Source organism: Rhodococcus sp. NPDC059234 (assembly GCF_042754225.1).
Lineage (GTDB): Bacteria > Actinomycetota > Actinomycetes > Mycobacteriales > Mycobacteriaceae > Rhodococcus_G.
Genome location: NZ_JBHZAH010000056.1, coordinates 23,172 through 30,566 on the forward strand (window position 1 = coordinate 23,172; position 7,395 = coordinate 30,566).

The window sequence follows — 7,395 nt, forward strand, 5'->3', positions numbered from 1 at the left end:
ACAGACCGATCAGCTGAAGCCCATAACCTCGTTGCCCCACGCCGCCCGCAGGTCCCGGTCCGGATCGGCGGCGAGCGTGTCCGTCTTGTCGACGAGCAAGGTCGAGCGCGTGTCCTCGAGGTAGGGCGCCCAGTGCTTCGAGGCGTCCAGCGCCGCGGGCACTCCGTAGCGGGCGAACGCCAGCCACCGCCGCTGCACCCGGCCAGACACCTCCAGCGCGGTCTTGCGCCCGCCGAGCCAGAAGGTTGGGTCCACGTTGAGGGTGCCGAAATTGCCGAACACGTACGGCAACTCGGTGGCGTGGCTCGCGCCGACCCTCGCCGCCTTGAGCATCGGCGTCGCGTGGTCGAAGCGGTACACCCAGGTCGGCGAGTGCCTGCTGTGCGCGTCCGCGATCCACAGACAGGGCATCCGGAACGCGGCGTCTCTCGAAACAGCCATCGCACCAGTCGATTTCGACCAGTCCGGATAGGCGGAGATGATCTCCGCGACGCGGGCCGCGGACAGGTTCGGGTGGTCCGAGGCGATCGCGGTGAACATCTGGTTCACGGTGTCGGCGGTGACCGGCAGGATCGGCGAACGGGTCAACCGGAAGATCGACGCCTCGTCCCGGTTGGTCCCGATGATCAACGGGATGCGATGCGCGTGGCCCTTCTGGAACGCCGCCACCGGGTACCGCGGCACCAGGTCCCCGTCCACCACCGGGGCCATCGCGAGCGTGCCGGGGACGGTGGTGGTGACCTCGTCGAGCAGCGCGTCACCGGCCTCCGTCAGCTTCTCGATCGGCAGCTCGAGCAGCCGGTCCGGCTCCCCCGCGTCGACCCCGACCAGTTCCAGGTAACGGGCCGCGACCGCGGCCGCGCGTTCGGCACCGTACACGGACGTCGCGGGGGCGCTCTGCGCGATGGCGCGGTGGAAGAGCCCCTCGGCCCGCGGCGAGGTCATCAGCGTGGTGATGGATCCGGCCCCGGAGGACTCACCGAACACCGTGACGTTTCCGGGGTCGCCGCCGAACGCCGCGATGCTCCGCCGCACCCATTCGAGCGCCGCGATCAGGTCTCGCAGCCCGACGTTCGCCTGGAATCCCTGCCCGCAGGACGACAGGTCGAGGAACCCCATGACCCCGAGCCGGTAGTTGACGGTGACCACCACGACGTCGCCGAGTTCGGCCAGCCGCCTGCCGTCGTACACCGTCTGCGAGGACGATCCGACGCAGTACGCGCCACCGTGCACCCACACCATCACCGGTCGCGGCTCGCCGTCCGGTCGGGGCGCCCACACGTTCGCCGACAGGCAGTCCTCGTCCGCGGTCATCGCCGGGTCCATCGGCACCTGCATCGCCTTGGCCTGGGGTGCGATCGGCCCGAACTCGCGGCAGTCACGCTCGTCGTTCCACGGTGTCGGCGGCAGCGGCGAGCGGAATCGGCGTTCCCGGCCGGCGGTGGCGTACGGAATTCCCTTCCACACGAACACCGCGCCGTCGGCGTACCCACGGACGGCACCGTCAGGCGTGTCGACGCTCAACGTCTCCGGCGGGCTTGCGATCACGTCCTGCTCGCTCTGCACGGAAGCCTCCTACTGCCTGGGCACACGTCCTTCGCCACGGTACCAAGGGCAGCCCCGTCGCTTCGGGACGCGGACCTGCCCGCTCTCCGATGCGGCCGTCCCTGCTGATCTGCGAGGGTGCACACCCGTGCGAGGGGACCGGCTCCCTACGATGACGGGCATGGGATTTCCTCGTTGGGGCCTGATGCTCGTCACGTGTGGAGCTCTCGCGCTCACGGCCGCGTGCGGCACCACCGTCGGCGGCAACGCCTCCCCGACCGCGGAATCGCTCCCAACGAGCACTCCTCGCACCACGCCGCCGGCGCGGACCGCGACGCCCACCACGACCAAGGCCGTCCCCGCCGCACAGGTGGCGGACTACGCGGGCACCCAGGCGGGTTCGTACTACTTCACCAGTCCCAGCTCGAAGTTCGAGTGCGCGATCGTCACCGCACGGCAACCCGTCGCCGGCTGCCACGGCGCGTTCCCCCCCAGCGCCCCGCAGGTACAGGGTTCCGGGGCGCCCGGTCCCGTGGCGCCGAACTCGATCCGGGTCACCGCGGACAGGCCCGGTGAGTTCTTCTCCGCCGGCGACCCGGCGTTCCACCGGTTCGACGGCACCGCGAAGGCTCTGCCCTACGGTTCACCGTTGCGGGTTCAGGGATTCACCTGCACGGTCGACGAACGCACCGGCGTCACCTGCGAGACCACCGGACACGGATTCACCGTCTCGGACAGCGCCTTCCGACTCTGGTAGCCCGCCAGCCCTCGCCCGTCAGCTCGTCCCGACCCAGTCACCGAGCGGCGTCCGCTCCGGGCAGTCGACCCGCCAGAACTTCCAGCCGTCTGCCACCTCGACGTCGCCACTGATGTGGCTTGTCACCGCGACCGCAGCCGCCGTCGGGTCGTCGAAACGCCTGCCCTCCATCGGCCCCCGGGTGACCTGGAGCCGACGCGTCGCCTCGTCGTACCGTCCGACCAGGCGATAGCCCTCGAAGTCGGCGACGACGCGGAGACGAGCGTCGTCCACCTCGCCGACCAATTGCTTCACCGGTACCGGTCGCCTGCGCACGGCGGCCTCGACGCCGGCGACGACTTCGGGAGTGCGGCTCGGGTCCTTAGTCGCCGACAGCCCGAGCAGGTCCCACCGCAGCCGTCCGTGCGCGACCCGTTCGACCGCGATGGTGTGCGCGCCGGTTCGGGTACGCCCCGGCGCCTCGCGCACCCACAGATCGACCTCGCCCCGGATGTCGGCTGCGACCTCCTCGGACGGGAGGACGAAGAACTCAGGCTGACTGCCGGCCAGGTCGACGAAGACCCAGAACTGCGACCCGGTGTCGTCGGTCTCGAGTGACCCGTCCTGCCGACGCGCCCGCCAGTCCCCCTCCAGTTTGGTCCGCACCCGCACGACATGCAGGGAGCCGTCGACGCCCCGCACCTGGACCGGGTTCCGGCGGGAATGGGTCAACCGAACTGCTCGACCACCCCGCTGGGCGACCTCGGTGATGAATGCCTGAATGCCCAGGCTGGCGGCGTTGTCCATGGTGTGCGTGACCGTCCGTTGCGCTCGACCCGTACAAATGGGAGAGCAGTGGGCGACGGGCGACGCAGACACAACTCGGCTCTGCGGTCCACACTACGTGTGGGCCGCCACGCGCAGGTCGTCGCACTCACTTCCCGGCACACCGCAGCGTTCAGTGGTACAACGCGTCGATCTCGTCGGCGAACCGCTCCGCCACCACGTTTCGCTTGATCTTCAGGGTCGCGGTGAGCTCCCCACCCTCCTCCGTGAGATCTCGGCCGAGGATCGCGAACCGCTTCACTGCCTCGGCATGCGACACCGTGGTGTTCGCGTCGTCGACGACCTCCTGCAGCGCGGCGCGCAGATCGGGGTCGTCTCGCAGGTCGGCGATCGACGACCCGTCCTTGCCGTGCTGGGAACTCCAGTGCGCCAGCACCTCCGGATCCACCGTGAGCAGCGCGCCGATGAACGGACGTCCGTCGCCGACGACCACGGCCTGCGACACCAGCGGATGCGAACGCATCCGATCCTCGAGCGGGCCGGGTGAGACGTTCTTGCCTCCCGCGGTGATGAGCAGGTCCTTCTTGCGACCGGTGATGGTCAGGTAGCCGTCCTCGTCGAGGGCACCGAGGTCGCCGGTGCGGAACCAGTCGCCGTCGAATGCGTCGGCGGTGGCCCGGTCGTTGTGCCAGTAGCCACCGAACACGACCCCACCGGACAGTTCGATCTCCCCGTCAGCGGCGATGCGGACGCTGTTGCCACCCATCGGCTGCCCGACGCTGCCGATCCGTTGCGCGTCCGGAACGTTCACACAGTGCGCCGCGGTCGACTCCGTCAGTCCGTAGCCCTCGTAGATCGGTACCCCGACACCGCGGAAGAAGTGCCCCAGCCGCGGCATCAGGGCCCCGCCACCCGAGATCGCCCACCAGCATTCGCCGCCGAGTGCCGTCCGCAGCTTCGTGTACACCAGCCGGTCCGCCACCCAGCGCTTCAGTCGCAGCAAGGGTGAGGGTCCACCCTCGTCGAGCGACTCGCTGTAGCGGATCGCGGTCCTCTCCGCGAACCCGAACACGGCCTTCGGGATGGCCCCGCCCTGTGCGGCGGAATGCGCTGCTGAGTCGCGGACCTTCTCGAACACGCGGGGCACGCCGAGGATGGTGTGCGGCTTGAAGCGGTCGAACTGCCCGACGATGGTGCCGAAGTTCGACCAGTGCGCCTGGGTCCCGCCGGCCTCGAACATCGCCAGGGACACCGCGCGCGCCAGGACGTGGGCGAGCGGCAGGAACGTGAGCATCCGGTTTCCGGGCCGGGCCACCGTGCCGATGCTGGCCGTGAGGATCCCACGGACCTCGGACAAGAAGTTCCGGTGCGTGAGGCGGCAGCCCTTCGGGCGGCCGGTGGTACCGGAGGTGTACACCAGCGAGGCGAGGTCGTCGGCCCGGATGTCGGCAATCCGATCCCGAACCACATCGTCGTCCAGGTCACGTCCGGCCGCGAGCAGCGTCTCGACCGCATCGGCCTCGACGGCCAGCGCCTCGACACCGAGATCCGTGAACGACGAGGCATGGTCGGCCGATTCCACGATCGCCAGCACGGCGCCGGAATCCTCTACGATCCAACCGATCTGGTCGGGCGACGAGGAGTCGTAGATCGGAACCGACACCGCGCCGGCGGCCCAGATCGCAAAGTCGAAGAGGGTCCACTCGAAACGGGTCGCGGACAGCAGGACCACCCGATCCCCGGCCCGCACACCGCGCTGGATCAGCCCCTTGGCCACTCCCGAGACCAGTTCGGCGAACTCGGTCGCCGTCACGTCGCGCCAGCCTTCCCCGTCGGGCCGGGAGAACAGGACCAGATCCGGGGTCTCGCGCGCGTGCCGATACACCGACCGGACGAGAGCGTCGTCATCGGCGATGGTGAAGGTTGCGTTGGTCGTGTACTCACGCACTGTGGTCATCTCCGGTCGTGTCGGCGTTCGTGCGGGCAGGAGTGGTACTGGAACGGAAGTGGTACAGGAGGCCGGCGAACTCCTCGACCTCGCCGGTCGGCCAGTCCCGGACGCGCGCGTCCACCTCGGCTCGACGCTGCCGGTCCGCGTCCGCCAGGACGCCGGTCCCGATGTCGGTGAGCGTGAGCGGGTGTCCCTGGCGGACCGGTCCGGACTCCGCGTGCACCCAGCCCCCGTCGACGCACTGACGCAATTGCCTCGACACCGTCGAACGATGCACACCGAACGCGTCCGAGATGTCGGTCGCACGGCAGCCGGGATGACGCGCGATGTACGACAGCACCGAGTGTTGGGCGAAGGTGGGCATTCCGCCCGCGGGCCGCTCGCCGGTCATCACTTCGCGGAGAAGGTTCACCATCTCCTCGTGTACCCGAGCGACAGCCCCGCTCCGATCGTGTTGCATTACGCAACTATAACCCCGCGGCCCAGACCGCGCCCCGCCGAGTGCTGCGGGAACATCCGAGCGCAACGCGTCAGCGAGACCGCCAGGCGTTGAGCCGGGAGGCCTGGCGCGTCAGGTGGTCCCGTTCGGCGAGGTTGGGCGCCTTGTCGGCGGCCTCGACGTACAGCCGTGCCGCGGTCGTCAGGTCGCCGTCCCGCTCGTGGAGGTACGCCGCCGCCGCGGCGTGGCGCGGTAACGAGTCGTCCAGCACCGCGAGCGCCGCCAGCCCGGCGCGCGGTCCGTCGGCCTCGCCGACGGCCACCGCGCGATTGAGCCGGACGAGCGGGCTGTCGGTCAGGCGGGCGAGCTCGTCGTACCACTCGACGATCTGCACCCAGTCGGTCTTCTCGGCGGTGGGCGCGTCCGCGTGCAGTGCCGCGATGGCTGCCTGTGCCTGGTACTCGCCCAGCCGGTCCCGTGCCAGAGCCGCCTGCAGGATCTCGATTCCCTCGGCGATCGACTCGGTGTCCCATCGGCCCCGGTCCTGCTCGGGGAGCGGCACCAGGCTGCCGTCCGGCGCGGTCCGGGTGGCGCGACGGGCGTGGTGGAGCAGCATGAGGGCGAGCAACCCCGCCACCTCGGGGTGGTCGATCGCGGCTGCGAGCTGCCGGGTGAGCCGGATGGCCTCGGCGGCGAGGTCGACATCGCCGGAGTATCCCTCGTTGAAGACCAGGTAGAGAACGCGCAGCACGGTGGCGACGTCGCCGGGCTGGTCCAGCCGCACGCCGGAGACCGTGCGCTTGGCCCGGCTGATGCGCTGCGCCATGGTCGCCTCCGGCACCAGGTAGGCACGAGCGATCTGGCGGGTAGTCAGCCCGCCGACGGCGCGCAGCGTCAGCGCGACCGCGGAGGACGACGTCAGCGACGGATGGGCGCACAGGAAGTACAGGTGGAGCGTGTCGTCCACCTCGGACGCCGACTCGTCGTCTCTGTCGCTCCGCAAGCCTCGTTCCACGTCGAGGTCCTCACGTCGACGCCTCGCTGCGTCCGCCCGAGTCGCGTCGAGGAACCGGCGCCAGGCCACGGTGACCAGCCAACCCTTCGGATCCCGCGGCGGGTCGGCCGGCCAGACGCGGACCGCCTCCACGAGCGCGTCCTGCACGGCGTCCTCGGCCGCCGCGAAGTCTGCTCCACGGCGGACGAGGATCCCGACCACGCTCGGCGTGAGGCTCCGGAGGAGGACCTCGTTCATCCGGTCACTCCACGATCGTCGGCGGCGGCGCCAGGAACGGTCGCACCTCGAGCCACTCGTGGATCGGCTTCCCGCCCGCGCCCGGAGCGGCCGACAACTCCCCCGCCAGCTCGATGGCACGCTCCTGGCTGTCGACGTCGATCACCATCCAGCCGGCGATGAGGTCCTTGGTCTCGGCGAACGGGCCGTCGGTGACGGGCGGCCTGCCCTCGCCGTCGTATCGGACCCACATTCCCTCGGAGGCGAGCGCCTGACCGTCGACGAACTCGCCGGTCCCCTCGAGCCGGGCCGCGAAGTCGTTCATGTACTGAATGTGGGCCGTGATCTCCTCGGGTGCCCACCGATCCATCGGCACGTCGTTGACCGCAGCCGGGGCGCCGCGGTAGTGCTTGAGCAGCAGGTACTTGGCCATCATGTGTCTCCTCGTTGCTGGTGCCACCCATTCTGGTAGCACTCACCACTGGGACGGGGCCAGTCTCGGATTCTCGACATCGCCTGCGGAAGTTCTTCACCTCGGATGACGGTTCCCTTCACCCGGGTGGCCGGCGCCGTCGCCGGTGACCGGTCGGCCGGTGGTGGGCGGCCGGCACCCGGTTCTTGCCCTGGAAATGCGAAATGCCTCGCACCGCAAGCTCTTTCGAGCTGCAGTGCGAGGCATTCGCAACGTATGTTCGGCGGTGTCCTAC

The 7,395-nt window shown here is 69.9% G+C and carries 7 protein-coding genes; 1 reads left to right on the top strand and 6 read right to left on the bottom strand.

Going from position 1 to position 7,395, the window contains the following annotated elements:
* Positions 1–9 precede the first annotated feature (9 nt).
* Positions 10–1,566, bottom strand: coding sequence for a carboxylesterase/lipase family protein (locus ACFXGJ_RS13770; RefSeq protein WP_378620512.1), 1,557 nt, complete (start codon positions 1,564–1,566; stop codon positions 10–12).
* 160 nt (positions 1,567–1,726) lie between these two features.
* Between ACFXGJ_RS13770 and ACFXGJ_RS13775 the strand changes: the two genes are divergently transcribed.
* Positions 1,727–2,302: a hypothetical protein gene (locus tag ACFXGJ_RS13775; RefSeq protein WP_378620514.1), complete on the top strand. Its 576-nt coding sequence runs from the start codon at positions 1,727–1,729 to the stop codon at positions 2,300–2,302.
* A gap of 18 nt (positions 2,303–2,320) precedes the next feature.
* Here the strand turns inward: ACFXGJ_RS13775 and ACFXGJ_RS13780 are convergent, their stop codons facing one another.
* From ACFXGJ_RS13780 to ACFXGJ_RS13800, 5 genes are all read right to left on the bottom strand, one after another.
* Positions 2,321–3,088, bottom strand: a complete 768-nt coding sequence (locus ACFXGJ_RS13780; protein ID WP_378620517.1) for a hypothetical protein — start codon at positions 3,086–3,088, stop codon at positions 2,321–2,323.
* A gap of 151 nt (positions 3,089–3,239) precedes the next feature.
* The gene (locus ACFXGJ_RS13785; protein ID WP_378620530.1) at positions 3,240–5,015 is read right to left on the bottom strand and encodes an AMP-dependent synthetase/ligase; all 1,776 of its coding nucleotides are present in this window, start codon (positions 5,013–5,015) and stop codon (positions 3,240–3,242) included.
* Positions 5,008–5,478, bottom strand: a complete 471-nt coding sequence (locus ACFXGJ_RS13790) for a MarR family winged helix-turn-helix transcriptional regulator (RefSeq protein ID WP_378620519.1) — start codon at positions 5,476–5,478, stop codon at positions 5,008–5,010. The genes ACFXGJ_RS13785 and ACFXGJ_RS13790 overlap by 8 nt, the downstream gene beginning before the upstream one ends.
* A 70-nt stretch (positions 5,479–5,548) precedes the next feature.
* Complete coding sequence (locus tag ACFXGJ_RS13795) at positions 5,549–6,709, bottom strand: RNA polymerase sigma factor (protein WP_378620523.1); 1,161 nt, start codon at positions 6,707–6,709, stop codon at positions 5,549–5,551.
* A 4-nt stretch (positions 6,710–6,713) separates the two neighbouring features.
* Positions 6,714–7,121: a YciI family protein gene (locus ACFXGJ_RS13800; RefSeq protein ID WP_378620534.1), complete on the bottom strand. Its 408-nt coding sequence runs from the start codon at positions 7,119–7,121 to the stop codon at positions 6,714–6,716.
* Between the last annotated feature and the right edge of the window lie 274 nt (positions 7,122–7,395).